Source organism: Mycolicibacterium llatzerense (assembly GCF_025331195.1).
In the GTDB taxonomy this organism is placed as follows: Bacteria; Actinomycetota; Actinomycetes; order Mycobacteriales; family Mycobacteriaceae; genus Mycobacterium; species Mycobacterium llatzerense.
Genome location: NZ_LXOV01000015.1, coordinates 237,889 through 259,232, shown reverse-complemented (window position 1 = coordinate 259,232; position 21,344 = coordinate 237,889). Strand labels below are relative to the sequence as shown.

General features: G+C 61.5%; 18 protein-coding genes and 2 pseudogenes. 9 read left to right on the top strand and 11 right to left on the bottom strand.

All coding sequences use genetic code 11. The features are described from left to right. Positions 1–221 precede the first annotated feature (221 nt). Positions 222–1,052 carry a lysophospholipid acyltransferase family protein gene (locus A7G45_RS24365; protein ID WP_260940806.1) on the bottom strand — a complete coding sequence of 277 codons (831 nt, stop codon included), beginning with the start codon at positions 1,050–1,052 and terminating at the stop codon, positions 222–224. A 143-nt stretch (positions 1,053–1,195) separates the two neighbouring features. Between A7G45_RS24365 and A7G45_RS24360 the strand changes: the two genes are divergently transcribed. After that, positions 1,196–1,345 carry a DUF4334 domain-containing protein gene (locus A7G45_RS24360; RefSeq protein ID WP_260940804.1) on the top strand — a complete coding sequence of 50 codons (150 nt, stop codon included), beginning with the start codon at positions 1,196–1,198 and terminating at the stop codon, positions 1,343–1,345. 73 nt (positions 1,346–1,418) lie between these two features. Here A7G45_RS24360 and A7G45_RS24355 read toward each other — a convergent pair. Continuing rightward, positions 1,419–1,649 (bottom strand): annotated as a pseudogene (locus A7G45_RS24355) (transposase); the annotation flags it as partial. On the opposite strand from A7G45_RS24355, the pseudogene A7G45_RS24350 reads away from it, so the two are divergent. Further along, a pseudogene (locus A7G45_RS24350) lies at positions 1,635–2,386 on the top strand (transposase); the annotation flags it as partial. The pseudogenes A7G45_RS24355 and A7G45_RS24350 sit on opposite strands and share 15 nt — an antisense overlap. Before the next feature lie 91 nt (positions 2,387–2,477). Here the strand turns inward: A7G45_RS24350 and A7G45_RS24345 are convergent. Next, positions 2,478–3,365: an oxygenase MpaB family protein gene (locus A7G45_RS24345; protein WP_260940803.1), complete on the bottom strand. Its 888-nt coding sequence runs from the start codon at positions 3,363–3,365 to the stop codon at positions 2,478–2,480. A 220-nt stretch (positions 3,366–3,585) separates the two neighbouring features. Beyond that, the gene (locus A7G45_RS24340; RefSeq protein ID WP_260940802.1) at positions 3,586–4,311 is read right to left on the bottom strand and encodes a TetR/AcrR family transcriptional regulator; all 726 of its coding nucleotides are present in this window, start codon (positions 4,309–4,311) and stop codon (positions 3,586–3,588) included. A 200-nt stretch (positions 4,312–4,511) separates the two neighbouring features. Between A7G45_RS24340 and A7G45_RS24335 the strand changes: the two genes are divergently transcribed. The 3 genes from A7G45_RS24335 to A7G45_RS24325 all read left to right on the top strand — a co-directional run bounded on the left by A7G45_RS24335 (position 4,512) and on the right by A7G45_RS24325 (position 7,144). After that, entirely contained in the window at positions 4,512–5,855 is a 1,344-nt protein-coding gene (locus A7G45_RS24335) for an oxygenase MpaB family protein (protein WP_260940801.1), read from the top strand. A gap of 19 nt (positions 5,856–5,874) precedes the next feature. Then, complete coding sequence (locus A7G45_RS24330) at positions 5,875–6,243, top strand: 2Fe-2S iron-sulfur cluster-binding protein (protein ID WP_260940800.1); 369 nt, start codon at positions 5,875–5,877, stop codon at positions 6,241–6,243. A 160-nt stretch (positions 6,244–6,403) separates the two neighbouring features. After that, on the top strand, positions 6,404–7,144 hold the full coding sequence (locus A7G45_RS24325) for a nuclear transport factor 2 family protein (RefSeq protein ID WP_260940799.1): 741 nt from the start codon (positions 6,404–6,406) through the stop codon (positions 7,142–7,144). Between the two features lie 77 nt (positions 7,145–7,221). On the opposite strand, the gene A7G45_RS24320 is transcribed toward A7G45_RS24325, so the two are convergent. Next, positions 7,222–7,383, bottom strand: a complete 162-nt coding sequence (locus tag A7G45_RS24320; protein WP_260940798.1) for a DUF2800 domain-containing protein — start codon at positions 7,381–7,383, stop codon at positions 7,222–7,224. A gap of 878 nt (positions 7,384–8,261) precedes the next feature. Between A7G45_RS24320 and A7G45_RS24315 the strand changes: the two genes are divergently transcribed. From A7G45_RS24315 to A7G45_RS24305, 3 genes are read left to right on the top strand one after another with little or no spacing between them, the layout of a single operon-like run. Beyond that, positions 8,262–9,878: a flavin-containing monooxygenase gene (locus tag A7G45_RS24315; protein WP_260940797.1), complete on the top strand. Its 1,617-nt coding sequence runs from the start codon at positions 8,262–8,264 to the stop codon at positions 9,876–9,878. Then, entirely contained in the window at positions 9,862–10,857 is a 996-nt protein-coding gene (locus A7G45_RS24310; RefSeq protein ID WP_260940796.1) for an alpha/beta hydrolase, read from the top strand. Before A7G45_RS24315 ends, A7G45_RS24310 begins: the two co-directional genes overlap by 17 nt. Continuing rightward, positions 10,854–12,305, top strand: a complete 1,452-nt coding sequence (locus A7G45_RS24305) for a flavin-containing monooxygenase (RefSeq protein ID WP_260940794.1) — start codon at positions 10,854–10,856, stop codon at positions 12,303–12,305. The genes A7G45_RS24310 and A7G45_RS24305 overlap by 4 nt, the downstream gene beginning before the upstream one ends. A gap of 205 nt (positions 12,306–12,510) precedes the next feature. Here A7G45_RS24305 and A7G45_RS24300 read toward each other — a convergent pair whose 3' ends face one another. The 5 genes from A7G45_RS24300 to A7G45_RS24280 all read right to left on the bottom strand — a co-directional run bounded on the left by A7G45_RS24300 (position 12,511) and on the right by A7G45_RS24280 (position 18,244). Continuing rightward, entirely contained in the window at positions 12,511–13,938 is a 1,428-nt protein-coding gene (locus tag A7G45_RS24300) for a cytochrome P450 (protein ID WP_260940792.1), read from the bottom strand. 337 nt (positions 13,939–14,275) lie between these two features. Next, positions 14,276–15,361: an NAD(P)-dependent alcohol dehydrogenase gene (locus A7G45_RS24295; protein WP_260940790.1), complete on the bottom strand. Its 1,086-nt coding sequence runs from the start codon at positions 15,359–15,361 to the stop codon at positions 14,276–14,278. Next, complete coding sequence (locus tag A7G45_RS24290; protein WP_260940788.1) at positions 15,361–15,831, bottom strand: DUF4334 domain-containing protein; 471 nt, start codon at positions 15,829–15,831, stop codon at positions 15,361–15,363. Before A7G45_RS24290 ends, A7G45_RS24295 begins: the two co-directional genes overlap by 1 nt. Then, positions 15,828–17,453: a flavin-containing monooxygenase gene (locus A7G45_RS24285; protein WP_260940786.1), complete on the bottom strand. Its 1,626-nt coding sequence runs from the start codon at positions 17,451–17,453 to the stop codon at positions 15,828–15,830. The genes A7G45_RS24290 and A7G45_RS24285 overlap by 4 nt, the downstream gene beginning before the upstream one ends. Next, positions 17,453–18,244 carry an alpha/beta fold hydrolase gene (locus A7G45_RS24280; RefSeq protein WP_260940785.1) on the bottom strand — a complete coding sequence of 264 codons (792 nt, stop codon included), beginning with the start codon at positions 18,242–18,244 and terminating at the stop codon, positions 17,453–17,455. Before A7G45_RS24280 ends, A7G45_RS24285 begins: the two co-directional genes overlap by 1 nt. A gap of 604 nt (positions 18,245–18,848) precedes the next feature. On the opposite strand from A7G45_RS24280, the gene A7G45_RS24275 reads away from it, so the two are divergent. Next, complete coding sequence (locus A7G45_RS24275) at positions 18,849–19,586, top strand: TetR/AcrR family transcriptional regulator (RefSeq protein WP_260940784.1); 738 nt, start codon at positions 18,849–18,851, stop codon at positions 19,584–19,586. Positions 19,587–19,667: 81 nt separating this feature from the next. On the opposite strand, the gene A7G45_RS24270 is transcribed toward A7G45_RS24275, so the two are convergent. Next, entirely contained in the window at positions 19,668–21,326 is a 1,659-nt protein-coding gene (locus A7G45_RS24270) for a flavin-containing monooxygenase (RefSeq protein ID WP_260940783.1), read from the bottom strand. Positions 21,327–21,344 lie beyond the last annotated feature (18 nt).

The window sequence follows — 21,344 nt, the reverse complement described above, 5'->3', positions numbered from 1 at the left end:
GCAAACGGACAGACTCCGCGGGTGCCCAATATCCAGCCTGCCTGCGGCCGACCGACGCTCAAACGGGCGTCGGATCCGTGCCGCCCCGTCTACCGCCGCAATCGCGCTCAATGGCAGCTTCGCCGAAATTTCAGCCAAGACCAGACCGAACAGGACAACGCGGAGTAGTGACATTTGCTGCCTAGCCATTGCTCCCCGTTCTGGCGACGTTTGCACGATTGTCATGACTCCGATTTGCTTCCGATGAGACGTTTTAGGAGCGAACGCTCCGGATCCGCCTCCCGTTCGGCGCGTAGGAAGTCGAGCCCGCCCTCAATCGCCGCCGCGGTACGCGTCCTCAGTTCGCGCGCACTTTCCTCGTGAGCCACTCCGTCGTATTCGGCGGTGGAGATGGGCTCGCCGAACCAGAAATACAGCCGGTCGGGTCGCGGTATCGGTGTCAGTCCGATGCCTCGCACGAGCGGCAGCGGCTCGGATTTCAGCAGCTTTTTGGCAAGAATTCGTGCTGGCGCCATCAACGGGCTGTCGGTGTCTATCACGATGTCCAACGCATCTTCAATGCCCAGCGAAGCAAACGGGATGATCGGATAACGGCCTTCGATAGCCATCATCGCGAACCCGACGCGGTTCTTCCAGATCAGCTGATACCGCTCACCTTTGCGCTTGGCCACCTCACGCGCCCCGCCCGGAAAAACCATGATCAAGTCGCCCCGACGCATCAGTTCACGCACATTCGCGCGGGTACCAGGGACCGCGCCAACAGCGGTCAAAACGTCCCGGTGACCGGGTATCAGGAAGTGGGCGTGGTCGGCGAGCCCCCGCACCACGATCTTGCGCTCGACAAACTCGCCCGCCAGCAATATCAGGTCGAACAATCCGTACAAGGTGTGATTGCCCACCAGTAACGCGCCACGCTGAGGCACATTCTCGATGCCGTACATCTTGGGCTTGATGATTCGACGCGCCGGCGCGAGTGCGGTAACGATTGGCGCGAGCGAGTCGGGTGAGGGCGCTGGAGGTACCGCATCGCTGGGATTCTTTGCCTTTGCCACAGCAGGAGTTTAGCGCTGGATATCCTCCTGGCGGCCGTTGCCTGTGACACCTGGGTGCCTACCGCGCTTCGACCAATTGCGCAGACCAAGCGGCCGAGGGCACGTTTGGGACTACTACTTATCGCGGAGAGGCGACCGCCACGATGATCTATGACCAGCACCCGGCCAATGACGTGTTCCGCAAAGTCGGTGACGACGCCGTTGTCGGCGTGATGGATGTCCGAGGCCAGCGGCCGTTCTACTTTGCGATGCAACGGGATAACTCACTGCCAGTGTTCAGTTCGCAACGTTGATGCGTCGTTCGTGCGACTCGGTCGAGGTGGGCTACGTCGGCCCTGATGGATCGAAATCAATTCCGCCGCGGTTCTGCCAGAACTTGGCGCCCTCGGTGTCCTGGATCCACACCCCGAGAGCGTCCTCGGTGATGTTGGAGATCAACTCGCGCGACACCGACGTCCCGTAGACCTCCTCCATGTGAGCCTCGATATCGCGGGTCTTCATTCCACGCGAATACAGTGACAGCACAACAGAATTGATATTACTGAGCCGCCGCGACCCCTTGGGCGCAATGGCCGACTCGATCGAGCCGTTCCGATCCCCAAGGAACGACGGGTTGATCCACAAATCGTGGTCGGCCTGCTGGTCGATCGTACGGGGTTCCCTCTGGAAATCGGCTGCTACGAAGGCAATACCGCCGAAACCACCACCATCGTGCCCATCGTTCAAGCCTTCCATGCCCGTCACGGTCCGGCCGGGGTGCCGATGGTCATCGCCGCCGATGCCGGCATGTTGTCCTGGACCAACCTTAAAGCTCTTGATGCTGAGGGTCTTTCGTTCAATGTCGGATCACGGCAGACCAAGGCGCCCGGCGACCTGGAATCGCATTTCCATTGGCACGGCAACATGTTCGCCGACGGATAGGTGATCGACACCGTCACACCCCGGCGCGGCGGTACGACGGTCAATGACACGAATACGTCACCAACATTGATGCTGCCGCGATGCCCGTAGCGGAGGTGATCGCGAAATATCACGAGCTCTGGCACGTGGAACGGTCATTTTGGATGTCCAAGCACGACCTGGCGGCCCGGCCGATCTTTCACCACGTACGCGAGTCGATCGAAGCGCACCTGACGATCGTGTTCGCCGCGCTGGCAGTTTCGCACGCCATCCAGGACAAGACTGGCCTGGCGATCGCCAACGTCGTCAAGCAGCTCCGCCCGCCGCGGTCAGCGACCATCGCCATCAACGGCACCCACCAGACCTTTCCGCGACAAGTCCTCGACGCTCAAGCCGAAATCCCGACCCATCTGGCAATCGCCGACGGGGTATAAAATGACCTAACTCAGGTGAAAAGCTGCTACCAGAACAAATACTCACACCAAACGCCGCCCGGCGAAGAGTTCCTATAGCGCGTCAAACGCCTCAAACTCCCGCGCTCATCAATTCCCTTGCGTTACGGATCATCTCGTACGATGCGCCTCCGGCTAGTTTCGCGGTGGCATCGCACAGGTATGGCGTCCTTGCCCAAACTGCGAACAGTGGCTTGTAGGCCGCGATTGTCGCGCGCCGAACAATGCTGGGACGCTCCTGCCCGACCAGCTTGGCTGCATAGTCGGGCAACAAAACGCTCGCAGCCTCCATGAGGATTCGCCAAATTGGTACCAGAGCAACCGGAACCGCCGTCGAATTCCATATCGTTGGATAGGTCGCTATGCGCATCGCGCGAGCAGAGGCCTCATTCAGGCCGAGATGTGGTCGCATCCGTTCAAAGTAGGCGTCGGCTTCGGCCTGCGACTTCGGGAACAATTCGAGGGGAATTCTGTTGAGCTCCGCGGTAACCGCCTGTTCGCGCCACATTTGGTCGCGTTCGGCCATGGTCAGAGGCTCAATGCCATATGTCGCGTACGCATCCAGCACAAGTTGGGTCACTGGGACCAAGAGCCACAAAAGATTGTCCGGTTCCGAGGCGCAATACTCGCGACCTGTGACTGCCCAGTGCCCTTTGATCGTGTCGTGCATCGCGTTGACGTGCGCCGCCACCTTGCGTGCTTCATCCTTGGTTCCGAATACCACGGTGTAGAAGTACTCCATCGAGCGCTTGCTACGGCCAATCGGGTCGGTATAGGTCACGGACTGCTCGCCGAGAACCGCCATCGGTTGGTAGAGCTCGAACATCACCAGTGAGGCAAGCAGCGCAGGTATGTAGGTAGGCCCCATCGCCACCTTCCAGCTCACTGAATCCGGTCCTAGAAACCGGATATCGTCGCGGACATCTTGCGGGGCGTCGACAACATGCAGAGGGCTAGCCATAGCCGAACTATAGACAGGTATGTCTAATTAGTCAACAGGTTGTGCTGGCTTCGAATATGCGCAGCGCCAGTTGGGGTTTCACCGCTCGTGACCACAACGTCGTTGGACATGGCCACCTGGCCGCAACCGAAAGCCAGGACATCGATTCGTCGACCTGGTGGCAAGCTCGCCATGGGTGGCGACCGCAGCACTCTCCGCTCTGGTGCCACCTAGTACTTTGCTAGGTCGTTGTATCGCAACGATTTTCAGGACAATTGGGAATGGATATCCCGTCCTCCAGCGGTGCGGTTAGGTCCTCAGTCGGGCGCCTTGCGGGTGGGAGGCCGCTGGTCCGCAGCGCCGCGAGGATGGTCTTGGCGAGTGCGGTGATCAACTCGTCGCGGCTGATATCGAGGTCGCCCGTAAGCCACGTTGTCACCACATTCAATGCGCCGTTTGTGAAGACGAGTGCGGCGACTCGGGTATCCACACCGAGGACCACCTGGTCGCCCAGCACGTCGACCGCCCTCGCTTCGATGATGCCGGCGATCATCGCGACAAATTCTTCACGCCGCTTGCGCAGCGCCGGCGTCGCCTGGGACTCGATCAGCAACGCTCGCCTGCACGGATCCGCGGCCACGAAGTCGAGGACCTCCGACACCAGGCCGGCCGTTCGCGCGCTGTCGACCCCAGAAGATGTGGCCCACCTGGCAAGGCCGAAACTGATCGACTCACCCACCACCCGGTCGAGGGCAGCTACGAGAAGCTCTTCGCGGCTGGCGAAGCTCTCGGAGAAGTAGCGCTGGTTGAGTCGCGCGCGCTTGCACACGCGGATAGCGGAGATCTGCTCGGTTCCGCCTTCTCCGATGATCTCGACCGCCGCGTCGATCAGATCCCCGCGGCGACGTTCCTGCCGCTGCGCAGGAGTTAGTCCGGCGTAATTCTTCCGCGTCTCGGGTTTGGTCACGACGACCGTCCGTTGACATCACTGCGCATCTGGGAGAGTATACAACCAGATCATTTGGTAGAGGGCTAAACCAGATCTAGGAACGGATGGCACAGATGACTGAGGTAGCAAGCACGACAACGAACTCGGCACCGTCCCGGAAGGATCGCGTCGCCGACGACAAGCCCCGACACCCGTACGACTACTACTATCGACCGGGCATGGAGCTGCGTCCGCTGCCTACCCGCGCAATGCCTTCGCCTGCCTGGCTGCCAATTCGGAAGTTCCTCGCCGCGGACCTCGTAGACCACGAAATCACCTTGATTGCCCAGGAGACCCCGGCAGCCCGGTTGCTCGCGGATCATTTGTGGCAGGGCGACGAACAGATGGACGGAGTAGTGGCCATGTTCCGTCGCGTGGGTGCGGCGCAGGGCAGGCAGATGCTCGATCAGGCACTGGACCACGGCATCGAGACGGTGGATGACCCGCCGGCAGAGCTGGTGGCATTGTTCGAGCAACTCGACAACCCGCCGCCCTGGCACGACCCCGAGACATGGGAGCGTGGACGCATCATCTGGCGGAGCGCATCGGTCGCCGGCAAGATCGGAATGTTCCTCATCGACGCCGCGTACACGATGATGGGCGAGGATGTCGCCGCGGCGACCGGATCGACCGGCTGGTTTGCCCAGAACACGTTATTGCGCACTCGTGATTCGGCCGCGTGGTTCGCCAGCGTGAACCTTCCGGGCGCGATGGAGCGATTCGCGGAGCCGTTCAAGGACACCGTCCGGCTCCGTCTGATGCATGCACAAGTACGGGCCGGAATGCTCCAGTCTTGGAGCGACGACACCTTCGCGCACCGAGCGAACCCTATTTCGAACTCCGCTATGGCAGGTGGCCTCGGCGCATTCGGTCTCAGCCCGCTGATCATCGACCGCCATCTCGGTCGCAAGATCAGCGAGGAGGAGCTGAACGACGTCACCAAGTTCTTCGCCTACACCTTGTACATCTTCGGTGTCGCCGACGAGCTTCTCGCCAAGAACGTTCGCGATGCGATGGCAAACACCGAGTACATGGCATCGTTGGGCGGCCCCGGGATGACCGAGTGGACCCCTCAACTAGCGGGAGCACTGCACAAGACGCTGGCGGCCCTCCCTGCTTTGCAATTGGGCCGTCACGCAGGCAAGTTGGTCGAGGAAGCCATCGTTCCGCTGCTCTGGGGCTACTTCAACTTCTTGGTCGGCGAAGACATGGTCCGGGTGATTTTCGACAACCGCGCCGGCCGTAAATACAGCACCACCGAATTGAAGATTCTGACGATGGTCACGAAGAACGCCATCTCGATTGGCCCCAGGATCGGCGGCATCCTCGATCAGCTGCCGGGTGCTGCGGCTCGAAAGAAGCGGGCTGCAGTCGGCGGCGACGGCATGCTGACCGGGATGTTGAAGCTCGTCGAGATGGCGGTCTCCCGCGCCGATGCCAATGGCCCTGAGATTGTTGCCCGCCGGGCCAGCTTCGCGGGCCACGACTCCACACCCAGCGGCGACTTCGCAAAGATCAGCTGACGGACCAGGGGACACGGACATGTTTCTCGCTCGACAACCGCTTCGTTTGATCGACACGAGGCATGCAGCCGAGCACACGGATAAATCCAGCCTCGTCGCGGCGGGAGAGTCGCGTCGCACCTTCGAGGTCGAATTACGGGAAACGGGAATCATTGTGGAGATCCCGGCCGGGACAACGATTCTCGACGCAGTCACGCGACACGGCGTGGTCGTGCCGTACTCATGTCGTCGGGGCGTGTGCGGCACCTGCGAAACCACAGTTCTGGCCGGCGAGATCGACCATCGCGATCTCGTACTGGCGAGAGCAGAACGCACGGAAAGCAACAGCTTGATGATTTGTGTGTCCCGAGCCGCGGCTGGGTGCGAACGGATCGCGCTCAAATTATGAACCCCGCGGAGCCATCGTCTGACGCAGCTGACATTGCGCAGCTGGCATGGCGATTGCGGCACCTGAAAAAACCGCGGTCCTCGAATATCGAGAAGCAAAGACTTGCGTGCACCAGTGAGCACGCATCCCAAAAAGATATATCTGAAGGAAGGTAGCAACAATGCCAGTCGAGTCCATGACAAAAAAGAAGGCTGTCAGCCCGTCCTCGCTCAATCGCGAATACGAGCGGCCCCCGATAATCGACGCGAGCAGCTACTCGAAGGAGCACCAGGCTTCGATCGCGCTGATGGAAGAGTTCTACCACAAGGTCAAGCAGCAGGAGGACATGTATGTTGCGGCGGGCTTTCCCGCCGAGGGGCTGACCGGGTTCCTGGGTAAGTGGTACGCCGCGTGGGAAGCCCGGTCCGCCGACATGCTGCGTTCGTGCGTTTCCGATGACCTTGTCTGGGCGGACCCGTTCTTCGGTAGCCGGGACATCAAAGGCACGCTCGAGGACTTCGACCTCTACATGAAGATATTCAAGCTGGCACCGGATATGGTGTTCTATGCGCAGAGCGACGGGCAGAAGGCGTTGCCCTACTACGACTTTCTCGACGGAAAGGTGCGAATCACCGCGCCGTGGCGGGTGATCGCGAAGTTCAAGTTCACCCCGCGCACTGTGAACGTTGTCGGGGTGGACCGCTACGACATGGTGCTGCATCCCGAGCGGGGCTGGCTCATCGAGCGCATCGACACCGACACCGACCTGCTCTTCTTCCTCGGGCAATTGATGCCTTTCAAGCCGATTAAAGGCCTGCCACGTAACGCTACGATGTGGATGCTCCGTCAGATGCAGAAGGTACCGAGTCTGCGCACCAAGGACACCGACGCCTTCGTCTACGACCTGCAGAGTCGCCGCTAGTCGCGAGATGGCCTGACGACAGAACAACCGCTGTCGTCGGGCCATCTCGTATCCGGTCCGGTCGCGATTCAAGTTACTCAGCTGACCTCACGGCGCTTCGCTGCCGTCGTCGCGAACGCCTCCCGGACCTGTCGGCTCAGGCTCCGCTCGATCTGCACGACTGCCACTTTCGCGAAGACCCGGATGATCTTGTCGCGCGCCGTGCCGACGAACCCGTGCACGTGATCTTCCATCTCCACGACACACTCAAAATCGAGTGTCGTCCAGCTCGCGGACCGTCCACACCAGTCCGTCTCCAGCCCCTTGATACTGCGCAGCCCGAGCGAGCGGCCTTATTCCCAGCGGATAACTCCGCCACGCATTTTCAGGCTGGTCGGCCCCAGGTCGCCGACGGTGTCGAACGTCGCCCCGACTCCGCGCACCTGATCGGTGACGGGCTCGAAGTGGTCGGCCCGAAGACCCAATCGGGAATCTCTCGATAGTCGACAACGAATTCGAAGGCGGCCAGTGTGTCTTTCGTGTCGGTTGGGCAGATGGCACAGGGGTCAGTCGAAGGCTGTGCGTATGCGGTGCCAGGCGGCCGCGATGGCCGGTGCCCATCGCTGAAGTGGTGGGCTACAGCGTCGGCCCGCGCAAGAACAGCCTCACGTTCGGCGACGTCTACGAAGTCGACTTTGATCGCCGAGCCCAATGCTTCGCATTGGCGCGCCGTCTCGTCGAGTTCCGTTGCGTTGACATCGCCAAGCTTTGGGCCTCGTCGTGCCAACTCGACCGCCGAACTACGTCCCACACCCGAGGGCGCGCCGGCGACAACTGCAACCTTGCCCGTGAAGACATTCATTCAGAGATTCATTCCCCAATCGTTGCACCGCTGAACTGTTCAGAGGTCGTGATTGCAACTCGTCGTCAACGACGTGGTCGGCCAGCTGCGCAAACTTCGTTGCGCCGGCGGGACACCTCGCGGCAGCGAAAGACGTAGGGCTGCAAAGGTCGTCGTCGCGACCGACCCTTTCGGGCGTGTTCGGCGTCTGAATTTTCGAGGACTATCGACTATGTAGACAGCCATGTCGAAATAAGCTACCGTTCACACACATCAAGCATCATGGAGGTAGCGGTCGTGACTGTTCGTACACACCGGAAGAGTGGACAGGCTGGCCCTGATCACGAGACCGTGGTCCTCGGCGCCGGTCCGGGTGGTATCTGTGCCGGAGTCCTCCTGAAGCGGAGGTCACTCGACAACTTCGTCATCCTCGAGCGGGCCGACGAGGTGGGCGGGACGTGGCGCGATAACGACTACCCCGGCATCGGCGTTGACGTGCCCGGGTTCATGTACCAGTACTCCTTCGCCCGTAACCCGCGCTGGTCGCGACTGTTCCCGAAGGGGGCACAGGTCAAGGCGTACCACCAGCAGGTCGCAGACGACTTCGGGCTGATGCCTCACCTGAGGTTCGGCGTCAACGTGGTGCGGGAGATATGGGACGAAGCGGCCCAGTGGTGGCGCCTCGAATGCGACGACGGTTCAGTAATTTCGACGAGGTTCCTGATCTCGGCGGTCGGCGCCTTCATGGAGCCAAAGAAGGATGCGGGCATCCCGGGTCTCGACGACTTCGTCGGGAAGATTCTGAGCCCGACGGACTGGGACCACAGTTACGACCTCACCGACAAGAACATCGCGGTGATCGGCACCGGGGCAAGCTCCGTTCAGATCACGCCCAGCATCGCCCCAGGGGTCAAACAGCTCGACGTCTACCAGCGCACCCCGGTGTGGTGCTTGCCGAAACCTGACATGGCCATGCCCCCCCGACTGCAGCGAATTCTCGCTGGATCGGTCGTTGGCGCAGGGCTCACCGGGATGTCGCTCCTCGCCCTCGACCTTGCGGTGCGTTCGATCATCTTCACTCCTCTCGCGGCCTTCGGCCCGTTCGCGCGGCGCTTTGACAACGCCGCGCGCTGGGCCTACCGCGCCTACCTTGCGAGGGTCGTCCGGGACCAGTCGGATCGAGCAGCGCTGGCTCCGGCGTACGGTCTGTTCGGCAAGCGCCCGACCTTCTCCAATGCTTTCCTGCAGACTTTCAACCGCGCCAACGTCAGCCTCGTGACCAGCCCCATCGTCAAGGTCACGCCACACGCGATCGAGACAGGAGACGGACGGATCCGGCCCACCGATGCTCTGGTGCTGGCCACCGGCTACGAGATGTTCTCCGATCCAGAGAGCTACAGGACCGGAGCAATCGTCGGGCGAAACGGCTTCGATCTCGGAAGGTTCTACACAGACCAGGGACTTCAGGCCTACCAGAGCGTGGCCCTCCCAGGACTCCCGAACCGTTGGATGCTGATCGGCCCGTACTCCTGGACCGGCACCGGGTGGCACGCCATGGTCGAGATCAGTGCGGGCCACGCGGTTCGGGTCATCGAGGAGGCGATGCGTCGTGACGCGCATTCTGTCGCGGTCAGGGAACAGGCGCATTCGGACTACCACCGCGGGATCATCAAGCGAGGGCGCAACGTCAAGCACTACTTCACGTCGGTCAACGAAGGCTTGCGCACCTACTACGTCAACTCCCAGGGCGACGTCCCGTTTATCAGACCCTCTTCAATCTTCAGCGCTCGTCGCAGCGGCACGCACGTGAAGTTCGAGGACTACGACTTCACCCCGCGGGTCACGTCGACCCGGTCAACCGAAGGTTGGCGGGGCAGCGCTTCCCGGAGGGTCAACGATGAAGCGACCGCCTGAAGTTGCGACGGTTACCCAGTTCGAGGACACGAGCCGGGCGGCACGCGTCTTGCCACGTGTGCTCCGCCGTACGCTCAAGCCCCTCATCAAGAACATCCCGCTGAACCGGATCGGGTTCACGGCGCTCAAGGCAGTCGACCTGACCGGGCTGGCGATGCGAACGCCCGGCGGGACGAGACGCGAGCGGGTCGTATACAACGGGTTCGAGGCCGAGCTCGTGACAGGTCCGTCCGCCATCGCAACAGCGGGATTGATGGTGCACCTGCACGGCGGCGGCTTCGTGGCCGGCGGCTTGCGTAGTCATCGGGGACTTGCCGCACGTCTTTCTGAAGCCTCAGAGGTGCCCGTTCTCAACGTGGCCTATCGCCTTCTGCCTAGAGCGACCTTGTCCACCACGATTGCGGACTGTCTGGCCGCTTATCGATGGGCGTTGGAGAAAGCGGCCGACCCGGGTTCGATCGTCCTGAGCGGAGACTCCGCGGGCGGCTATCTGGCATTCGCGGTGGCGCAGCGTGCCGCCGACGAAGGTCTTCCGCCTCCAGCGGCCATTGTCGCACTGTCGCCGTGGCTGGATCTTGAGTGTCGAGAGTCGGCCGCCCACCCGGACCCTGCCGGCGATCCGTTCGTGAGCGCACGACAGCTGGGGCGCGTCGGTTCCAGGCTGTTGAGCGAAGGCGAAGGCAATCTCCCGCCGTGGGATGGCGACCTCAGCACACTCCCGCCCGTGCTGATCCAGGTCGGATCGCGCGAGGTTCTGCGTTGCGATGCTGAGCGGCTCGCTAGCCGGCTCGCCGCACACGGCGTACAACACGAGCTGCAGATCTGGCAGAACCAGGTTCATGTGTTCCAGATCTTCGCCGACATCCTCCCTGAAGGCAGAGCGGCGATCACCGAGATCGGCGCTTTCGTCAGAACACATCTCGCTCCAAGCCGGACGCCAGCGCCTCCGCCCGCTTCAACCTTGAGGAGTCCACGGTGACCCATATCCCGCTCATAATCGTCGGCGCCGGCTTCGGCGGCCTCGGCCTCGGAGTTCGGCTTCGTCAGGCCGGCATCGAGGACTTCGCAATCCTCGAGCGCTCCTCTGACCTGGGCGGCACCTGGAGCCTGAACACCTACCCGGGCGCCGCATGCGACGTACCCTCGACGCTCTACTCCTACTCGTTCGCGCCCAACCCGGGGTGGTCGCGCAAGTACGGTACTCAACCGGAGATTCTGGAGTACCTCCGGTCGATCGCATCGACGCACGGCGTGATGCCGCACATCCACTACGACACCGAAGTTGAGGCCGCGGTCTTCGACGAGGACACGAGCCGATGGAATCTGGGCACGAACAAGGGCGACTTCACCTGCGACGTGTTGGTGGGTGCGGTGGGGGTCTTCGCCGAGGCGAAGTTTCCCGATCTCGAGGGGTTGGACTCGTTCGAGGGAACACAGTTCCACACTCTCCACTGGGACCACGAGCACGACCTCACTGGGGAGCGCGTCGCGGTCATCGGTACCGGCGCTACGGCCGTGCAGGTGATCCCCGAAGTGCAACGGGTCGCGAGCGAGGTGATCGTCTACCAGCGCACGCCACCGTGGATCGTGCCTCGGGGGGACCGAGCAATCACTCCCCTCAAGCAGCGAGTGTTCCGCGCCCTGCCGCTGGTCCAGAGGGCAAACCGGACGGCCTGGTACGCCGGCATCGAGACCCTCGGTCTCCCCGGCTTTGTCTCCGCCCGATTCCGCTTCCCCTTCGAGGCCATGGCCCGGAGGCACTTACGCCGCCAGGTGCCAGACAAGGACTTGCGGCGAGTGCTGACACCTGACTACATGATCGGCTGCAAACGGGCCATCTTCTCCGACGACTACTACCCGGCGCTGACCCAGGAGAACGTCGAAGTTGTGACTGCCGGGATCCGCGAGGTTCGGCCGCACAGCGTCGTGACATCAGATGGCGTCGAACGGCCAGTCGACACCATCATCGTGGCAACGGGATTCAGCACTCGGCCGACCTTCTGCGACAACGTCAAGGGGACTCATGGCCGATCGATCAACGACCTCCAACGCGACCGCCCCCAGAGCTACCTCGGGATTGCCAACGTCGGGTTTCCCAACATGTTTACGATCCTGGGCCCATTCGGTGCGGCTGGCAACCAGTCCGTGATCTTCATGATCGAGGGCCAGATCAACTACATCGTCGACGCTGTCTCGCGCATGCGTGCCGACGGAGTCCGAAGAGCCGAAATACGCCGAGACGTGCACGACGCCTTCGTCACCGAGGTACACGCGCGCGCACAGCACGGCACCTGGCTCACCGGCGGATGCTCGACCTACTACACCAACGACCGCGGCGAGAATGCCGGGCTCTATCCCAACTGGTCCTTTGAATACCGCCGGCGCACACGTCGCTGGGACGCCGAAAGCTACCACGTGACGCGATGAACCCCTACAGCTGCTCAACCTGCGCCGCATCGATCTGAGCGGCAAGGGTGGTCTGGATCGGTGATCTCAACGGCCGACGTCGGCATTTGGAGTCGCCGACCCGTTTATAGTTCGGCGCAGCCGCGGTGAAGTCTCGGTTGACCAGGCCAGGAAACTTCGGTGCCGTCTGCACTGCTTGGTAAGCCCACTGCGGCGAACGGGTCCCTCACGGAGTACCGAATTCGCCGCGTGAGCGCAGGCGGATAGGGAGTCCATCGGCAGGAAACGGGCCGGTGGCGAAGTCCAGGGGCATTTCGTAGCCGGCAGGGACCGTCCACTCGTACTTCAGCAGCAGCTGATGCATGAGCGCGATGACCTCCATACCGCCGAAGTACATTCCGATGCACTTGTGCACGCCGGATCCGAAGGGGGCCCAGGCGTTCCGGTGAACCTTGTCCTCTCGACGTTCTTCGCTGAAGCGTTCAGGATCGAAAGCGTCCGGATTCGTCCAACACGGATCAGTCCGGTGCGACGCGTAGGTCGCGAGGAACACGATTGTCCCGTCGGGTATGTATCGGCCGTCGATCTCAGTGTCGCGCAATGCCATTCGCGCCTGAAACCCGACCGGCGGGTACATTCTGAGCGATTCCTTCAGGATGAGATCCAGGGTGCTCAATCGCTCCATATCCGCATAATCGATGTACTCCTTGCCGAGCTCAATCGATTCTGCGCGGGCACGCTCCTGCCATTGCGGATACTTCGCCATAAAGTAAGTCATCGTCGCCATCGTGATCGCGGTCGTCTCGTGGGCAGCCATCATCAGGAAAATCATGTGGTTGGCGATGTCGTCATCAGTGAGCCGTTCGCCTTCCTCACCTACCGCACGGCACAGCACACTGAGCAGGTCGGCACCATCACCGACGCGCCGCTGCGGGATCAGTTCGCGGAAGAATCGTTCGAGTTGCGCACGGCCCCGCATCCCACGCCCGTAAGCGCCTACAGGCAAGTTCGCGCGCACGATCGCCGTCGTGGCGTGGACCGAATCGATGAACGCTCGGTCGACCGATTCTGTCTCGGCGCCAAGTGTCACCCCAGCGAAGACCTCATTGGCGACGTCCAGCGTGATCTGCTTGGTCTTCGGATACATCTCGAAAACCCCAGCGGCAGGCATGGATTCCAAATTGCGCCGGATGACGGGGTTCAGTTGCTCAAGATAGTCGGCCAGCCGAGATTTGGTGAACGCCTGCTGCAGCAACCTCCGGTGGTACAGATGTTCCTCGAAGTCCATCAGCATGACGCCACGCTCGAAGAACGGATTGATGAACCGCCCCCACGCATCCTTATTGCCGAATGCTTTGTCGCGGTTGGCAAGGACGTCGGAAATTGTCGCTGAACCGACGACCATGACAATGCGGTTTCCGACCAAGCGAGTCCACCAGATATCGCCGTAGCGGGCACGGCCCTCGCGGGTCCAGTCAAGATTGCGGTCGAACACACCCAGGGTGTGGCCGATGAGCGGCGCGCCGCTGTCTCCCATCACCGGCAGCAGCCCTGAACCGGCCGGCGGATCAGCCAAAGGAGTTGGGCGCGTTGGTATCCGGTGCACGAGCGAGGTCGCGGCGGATCGGACATGCCGCAGCGGGGAGATTGTCATCCAGATTCCTTTCAAGATGCTTCGGGGCTGGTGCCCCTTAGCCGGTTCGCTGGTTGTATGGACTGCACGTGCTGGAATCGGGTGCTAGGAACGTGTTCTCGGTGTCAACAGCTCGAGCGAGGAGCCGGCGAAGAGGGGCGAGGTACGATCGATTGTGCGAGCATCATCGATGCCGCACGACCGTTGTCCACCGCAGTGTCGACATCAACGTGCACGGCGCGATCATCGGCACGAAGCTAGCGGTGGAGCGGATGGCGCAAGTCGAAGTAATGCGGTGTCGCCGTATTTTCGCCGCTCGATGACCAGAACATGGTGTCCGAGTGGACTCTCCGTGATATCACCACAGCAGTACCGGTTTGATGGTCGCACCAGACGCGGCGTCGGCGACGGCCTGGTTGATATCAGTGGCCGCGTAGGCGGTGACCAGTTCCTGCACCGGGAAGCGGCCTGCACGATACAGACGGACGAGCGCCGGAATGACCTTTGCCGGCACACAATCACCCATCGAACTGCCGCGGAAGGTCAACCCCTTGAGGACCATCATCTGCATGTCGACTGTGACCTGTGGCGCGCCCAGTCCAACGGCAGCGAAAGTCCCGTTGGTAGCGAGCGAGCGGAGCCCGTTGTGAATCGACTCGGCTACACCGGAGGTGTCAACCGCGTGTGTCGCACCACCTTTGGTGAGATCGGTCACCGCAGCGACTACATTGGCGGTCGTCGGGTCGACGGTCACACTCGCGCCGAGTCGTTCCGCCAACGCCCGCCGTGACGGCACCGGATCGACCGCGATCAATGTCCGAACGCCCGCGGCCGCCGCGGCCATCAGTGCGGCGAGTCCGACCGCACCCGCGCCGTACACAACCATCCGCGCATCGGTATCCGGGCACAGCACGTTCATGGTGGTGCTTGCGCCTGTCAACAGACCACACCCTAGCGGCGCAGCGACGGCGAAATCGACGTCGTTGTCGATGACGATCGCGTTGTCGACGGTTGCGACCGCGTATTGCGCGAAACTCGATTGACCGAGGAACGAACCGAACAACGGCTCACCGTTCTGATGCAGCACGGCGCTGCCGTCGATGCGTCGGCCGGTCAAATTGAGACTCGGCCCGCGTCTGCAGTAGGCGGGGTTGCCCATTTGGCACCTCGAGCACTGGCCGCAATGGCGGAAGCTGAGCACTACGTGATCGCCGGGGCGCACTCCTACCACGCTCGGGCCAACCTGCTCGACTATGCCGGCGGCCTCGTGGCCTAACACCGCGGGCGGCGCGTCGCTGGCACGGCTGCGCTTGAACCAGAGATCGGTCTGACAGATGCCGCTCGCGACGACCTTGACGAGGATTTCGTCTTCGCGAATGTCGTCGAGGTCAACGGATTCGACGACGAACGACTCGGCACCCGAGCGGGTGACTGCCGCCAGCATCAGGCACGCTCTAGCAGAAAATAGAAGTGCCCGCCGAACTTACTGATGTCCTTCGCATTCATGATCCCCATTAGGGTGCGGTCATCGACCCGCTTGAAATGATCGAGGACCGGTGTGGCGTCGTAAACCATGGTGGCGGTGACTTCACCGCGGAACTCGACGTTCCAGAGGCTGGCCTCGCCACCGCCGATTTCAGTGTTCGAGTACAGCTCGCCGTGCTCGTCGAAGCACATGTTCGGCTGCACGTCGGACAGCGAATTGAATGTCTTCCCAAACCATCGCACGCGTTCGAAGCCTCCGTTGAGCGGGTGGCCGGTGTGGAACTCGGCGCCCTTCCAGGCGCCGAGAATGTCGCTCGCATCAACGGTTTCCAACGCCGCCCACAACTCGTCCAGGTCCGCTGGGGTCAGATCACCGTCGCGGCCTCTGATCTCCTCGAAACGTGCCCGGGCACTGGATAAGTCGGTCATTTTGTCTCCCGTCCAGTCAGTTCGAAACCCTCGTAGCCGGACGCAGCGGCCTTATCACATATCGAGCGATAGAGCTGCATACCCCCGGCGAAGATAGGAAATGCTCTCGGCTTACCGGGAACGTTGCCGCCCGTGAAGTAGGACTTGTCCGCCTGCCGGTACACGATGATCGAGTCGGCTACCCGCTGGATATCGGCAGTCCACTCGTCTTGGGCGGCGACACTCGCCTCGATCGCGCCGATGCCGTGATCACGCATATATACCAGGCAGTCTGCCAGCCAGTCCACGTTCTGCTCGGCAAGACCGATCATCATCGCGAAGATCGCGGGCCCGCCGGGCCCCCCGATGCTGAACATGTTCGGAAATCCGGCGAATGACAAGCCCAGATAGGTCCGCGGACCTCTCAACCACTCGGCGCGAAGCGTACGTCCACCTCGGCCGTAGATGTCGATCCTCGACAGAGCCCCGCTGACCGCATCGTATCCGTTGGCGTAGACGACCACGTCGACCTCGTAGGCCGACCCGTCCGCGAGCACGGGACCGGCCGGTGAAATCGCAACGATGGGATTGTCCCGGACACTAACCAGTGAGACGTTGGGGCGGTTGAAGGCTTCGAAATAGCCGTGATCGACGCAGGGCCGCTTGGTACCGAACATATGGTCGCTGGGACACAACAACTCGGCCACATCCGGATCCTCGACGCGGTCCCGAATGCGTTCCCGAATGAAGTCCTGCACAACGCCATTCGTCTCTGGACTCTGCAACAGGTCACGAAATGAGACCACTATCGGCAGCACCCCGCCACCGGCCCACCGCTTCTCCAGTTCTGCACCTCGCTCCGCTGGCGACATCTCGGTGCCCGAGCGATCGTTGTAGTCGAGGAGAACACCGTTACGTGCATTGCGGTCGGCGGCACGCCGCTGCGGGTAGTTGGCTTTCATCTGCGCGACGTCCTGAGCGTCCAGCACGCGGTTGCGGCCCGGCGCACTGTAGTTGGGGGTGCGCTGGAATACCGTCACCTGGGCGGCGTCCTGCGCGACGACCGGTAGTAGCTGCATACCACTGGACCCCGTGCCGATCAACGCGACTCGCTTGCCGCCCAGATCAACATCGCGCTGGGGCCAGGACTGTGTCCGATATGACTCACCAACGAAAGTCGATGCTCCCGGGAAGGTCGGCTCAAGCGGCGCCGACAGCGACCCGGTGGCGAAAACCACAAAGCGGGAGGATATTTCGTCCCCAGCGTCCGAGGTCAATGCCCATTGCACTGCATTCTCGTCATAAACCGCGCTCGCGATCCGTACCCCGAGCCGAACGTCCCGACGCAGGTCGAAGCGGTCCGCGACGTAGTTGATGTAGCGCAAGATCTCCGGCTGGGTCGCGTAGCGCTCGGTCCACTCCCACTCCTGGTCGAGCTCCGGGGAGAACGAATACGAATACGTGACGCTCTCAACGTCGCATCGCGCACCTGGGTACGCGTTCCAGTACCAGGTGCCGCCAATGCCGCCGGCGGCGTCGACAACCCGTACATCGAATCCAAGATTCCGTAATCGATACAGCGCATACAAACCCGCGAAACCGGCCCCGACGACAATCACGTCATGGTCGACTTTGTCGCTCATCAGTTCATCCTCCCCACCGTATCGTTGGCATGGTCATTGATCAGCCCAGCGACGAATGTCGGTTGTTCCCACCAAAATCCGTGGCCAACCCCGGACAATTCGACCAGCCTCGCACCGGGCGCCAGCTCGGTCAGCAGCCTGCCCTCATCGATTGGGATGACCTCGTCCAGTTCGCCGTGAATCACGAGGGGCGGATGCGTGAGACGCGCGATACGCGACCGACAATCGTGCCGATTGGTCGCCAGGACCTGGCGTTCAATGGTCGAGCGCGCAACCGGAGCGGCCAGAGCCGACTCCCGGAATGCTTCAAAGTGATTCGGGTCCGACGCGAATGCCGGCGACACGGTGGCCTCGAACATGGTCCGTATGGCCCGTTCCGCATCACCCACCGCCCATGCCTTACGCACCGGCTCGAGAAACTCATCCGAGAGCATGGCCTCGCCGCCGCCGCACGCCGTGCAGCCCAGCGTCAAACTGCCGACGCGATCCGGATATGCCAGCGCAAACTCCTGGGCGACCATCCCACCCATCGAGACCCCGAACACGTGCGCGCGATCCAACTCCAATTCGTCCAGCACGGCCAGCGCGTCGGCGGCCAGATCACGCACGCAGAACTCCCGATCATCCGGCGCCGAGAATCCAATTCCCCTGTGGTCGTAGGTGATACATGTAAAGCGCATGGCAAGCTCGCCAAGAAATACAGAACCCCAACTGGCGTGCGTGCCGGAAACGCCCGTAATCATCAACAACGGCTCACCGGCCCCGTGCCGAACAATGTTCAGGCTGGACACTCTCACCTACCTGTAGCCAGAGCGGCATCGCTGCGCGGCCGCGGAGAAGCGGTCATGGCGCGACCGGTGCCACAACGTCGAAGACGTTTGGTCGCCCCGAATCGAAGCGGCGATCGTCTAATTTTCACAACTATTTCAGCGGGCGAGGCACACCTGATGAACCGCCTCCGTGGAAGTACCAGACGTATGTGCACGGTGGACTCCCATCCCAGGCTTCGACGGCTTGAGTGCAGAGTAGACGCATGAGTCTAGAATCGCAACGGCCGCGACCGGTATGAAAAGTGCGACTGGCTCATCCGATTCGTCGCCTCATCTCTGGGTGTCTACAATGCGTCATACCTGGATGATGCCATATTAGCGCAGGTAAGGACCTTTTTGAGGTAGCTGATCGAGATGCTGGTCGGCCTGGGGGCGGCGGCAAGCACTGAGGTTGGTCGTATCGAAAGTTCATCAGGCTATGCTGTTCTAGACTCATGCGTTCACTCTTGCTTCGCAAGTCGCAACGGTGCGGCAGCGTGAGGCAGGGAATGGGTCGGCACGGCGAGGAGCCAGCTGTCCAAAACGAAGACGACGTGCGCAGGAGATGATGCTGGGTGGCCGAGTGGTGTCAGCCGCGGAAGTGCTCGAATGGGGATCGATCACGCGCATCGTGCCGGTTGAAGGCCTTAGCCTGTGTAACGGAACCTCGCAGATTCGAATCAAGGTGGACACGCGTATGACCCGACAATCGCCAAACCCTGACCGCGGTGAAAAGCGCCGCGAGCGGGTTTTGGAATCTGCTTTATCGATTTTTGCCAGGCGTGGCTATCAAGTTTCCTTGGCGGAGATTGCTGAAGCGGCAGGTATCACGCGCACGGTCCTCTATCACTACTTCGATTCCAAGCTTGAGCTGTTTGAATCAGTTTTTCAGCGGCAGGTATCTGAACTGTTGGAGGTGGTGGCGCCCACTTTCATTGCTGCCGGGTCTCCGGAGGAGCGGATGCGTCAACTTCTTAGGAATGTTCTCAGGTTTGCCCAGAGCAAACCGGAGTCCTGGGATCTCCTTTTTAGGCAGACTGATGAGGCCGAACCTGAGGTGGCTGATGTGCGAGCGCGCGCACAAGACCATCTGCGGGCGACAGCCATTTCCATGTTCACTGCCGAGTTGCAGCGGCAGAGGCTCGTCAGCGACAGATCGACTGTGAGCATTCTGTTTGAAATGAGCTTGGGGGCGCTCACCTATGCGATCAATTGGTGGCGCGTTAACCCGGAAGTCTCTATCGAGGAGCTCGAGGTAGCAGTTGCCCGTATGCAGGGCGCATTCCTTCGATCACTGCTGTCTGACGCGGATGCCGCGTTTTGAGCTCTGAGAGTGTTGAGATCTTGATTTGACCGGTCTACACATGCTCGCGGCCAGCGACACGTCTGCCCTCGGAGTACCTGTTCACTTCTCGAGCGGAGCCGACACGTCGAGGGCTATGTGGTATCTGTCGGCGCTGTTTTTCGGTTCGGTCGTGGGTGCTGAAAAGGTGTAGTCGTCGAGCGGGAATCTGCGTGCGCGCCATATTCCTTCGGGAGCGGTGTGTGGCCGGAAGATGGAGACGTCGCCGAATTCGTCGAAGTAGTAGGAATTGGCGCCGGAGCATTCCGTGGCCTTGAAGATTGTGTGTTCGATTCGGGATCGGACGGCCTTGAGGTAGGCGGCATTGGCTTTGGCTGTGATTTCGACGGTGGGCATGCCGCGTCTGCGTGCTTCGGTGGTGACGCGGATGATGTGTGTTGCTTGGTTCTCGACGAGATTGGTGTAGGAACCGGCGTTGAACGCGTAGGGGCCGAATACGAAGAATAGGTTGGGAAATCCTGGAACGCTGGTGCCTTCATACGCCTGGGGACGGTTCGTTCGCCAGAATGTATGCAGGTCATTGCCGCCGGCTCCGACCACTTTCACTGGCGGCCTTCGGTTCGGGTCGGCGGTGCCGAACCCTGTGGCTAGGATGATCATGGACACGTTGTGTTCTTTGCCGTTGACGGTCTTGATGCCGTGCGGTGTGACACGTTCGATGCCATCGGTGATCAGTTCGACGTTTGGTCGCGAATACGTGCGCAGGTATTTGTTGCTTATTGTCGGGCGCTTACAACCAAAGTCATAATTCGGCGAGAGTTTCTGCCGGGTCTGTCGGTCCCTGACTTGACGTCTCAGGTGCATCTTGGCGATGAACGCAACCGCTTTTGCGGGGAACGGGAAATCGCGGTAGAACGCGAACAGTCCCACGCCGAAGGACTCGGCGGCGATGGCGGTGGCCACCCTGACGAATCTGTTCGCAAACGGGGCGGATCGTAGAAACGATCGGAATTTGTTGCCCAGCGGAAAATCGAACTTCGGGACGATCCAGATCGGTGTGCGTTGGAACACCAGAAGTTGTCGCGCGTGGTCTGAAATTTCTGGAATCACTTGCACAGCAGTTGCCCCAGTGCCGATCACCGCGACGTTTTCGTCGGTGACGTCGGTTCCGGGCGTCCACTTGGCGGTATGGACAACTGTGCCCTTGAAGTCGTCGAGGCCGGGGATGTCAGGCAGCTTAGGTTCGGCGAACGGGCCGATCGCGATCACGACGTAGCGTGCCCGCAATCGTCCGGCCGAGGTGTGTACGGTCCACGCGCCGCGGTGTGCGTCGTACACGACGTCGTACACCTCGGTGTGCAGTCTTAGCCGCGGCCGCAGCGCGTACTTATCGGCGCAGTGCTCCAGGTACGTCTGGATCTCAGCGCCGGGCGGAAACAGGCGTGACCACTCGGCGTTGAGTTCGAATGAGAATTGGTATGCCCATCCAGGTACGTCGACTGCGACCCCGGGGTATACGTTGTCGCGCCAAGTTCCACCCACGTTGCCGGCACGCTCAAGTATGACGAAGTCGTCGATGCCTGCCGTTGTCAGCCGGGCGCCCACTCCGATGCCGGCCACTCCGGCACCGATCACGACGTACTCGTGGTCGAGTTCTCCTGCCGAGACATCCTCGTATGGCATTGAAACCTCTTCTTTGTTGCGGGGAGGCAGCTCACGCCAGACCGAATCGGTTCGGGTCTGTGCGGCATCGCCGAACACGGGCCAACAATAGACTTA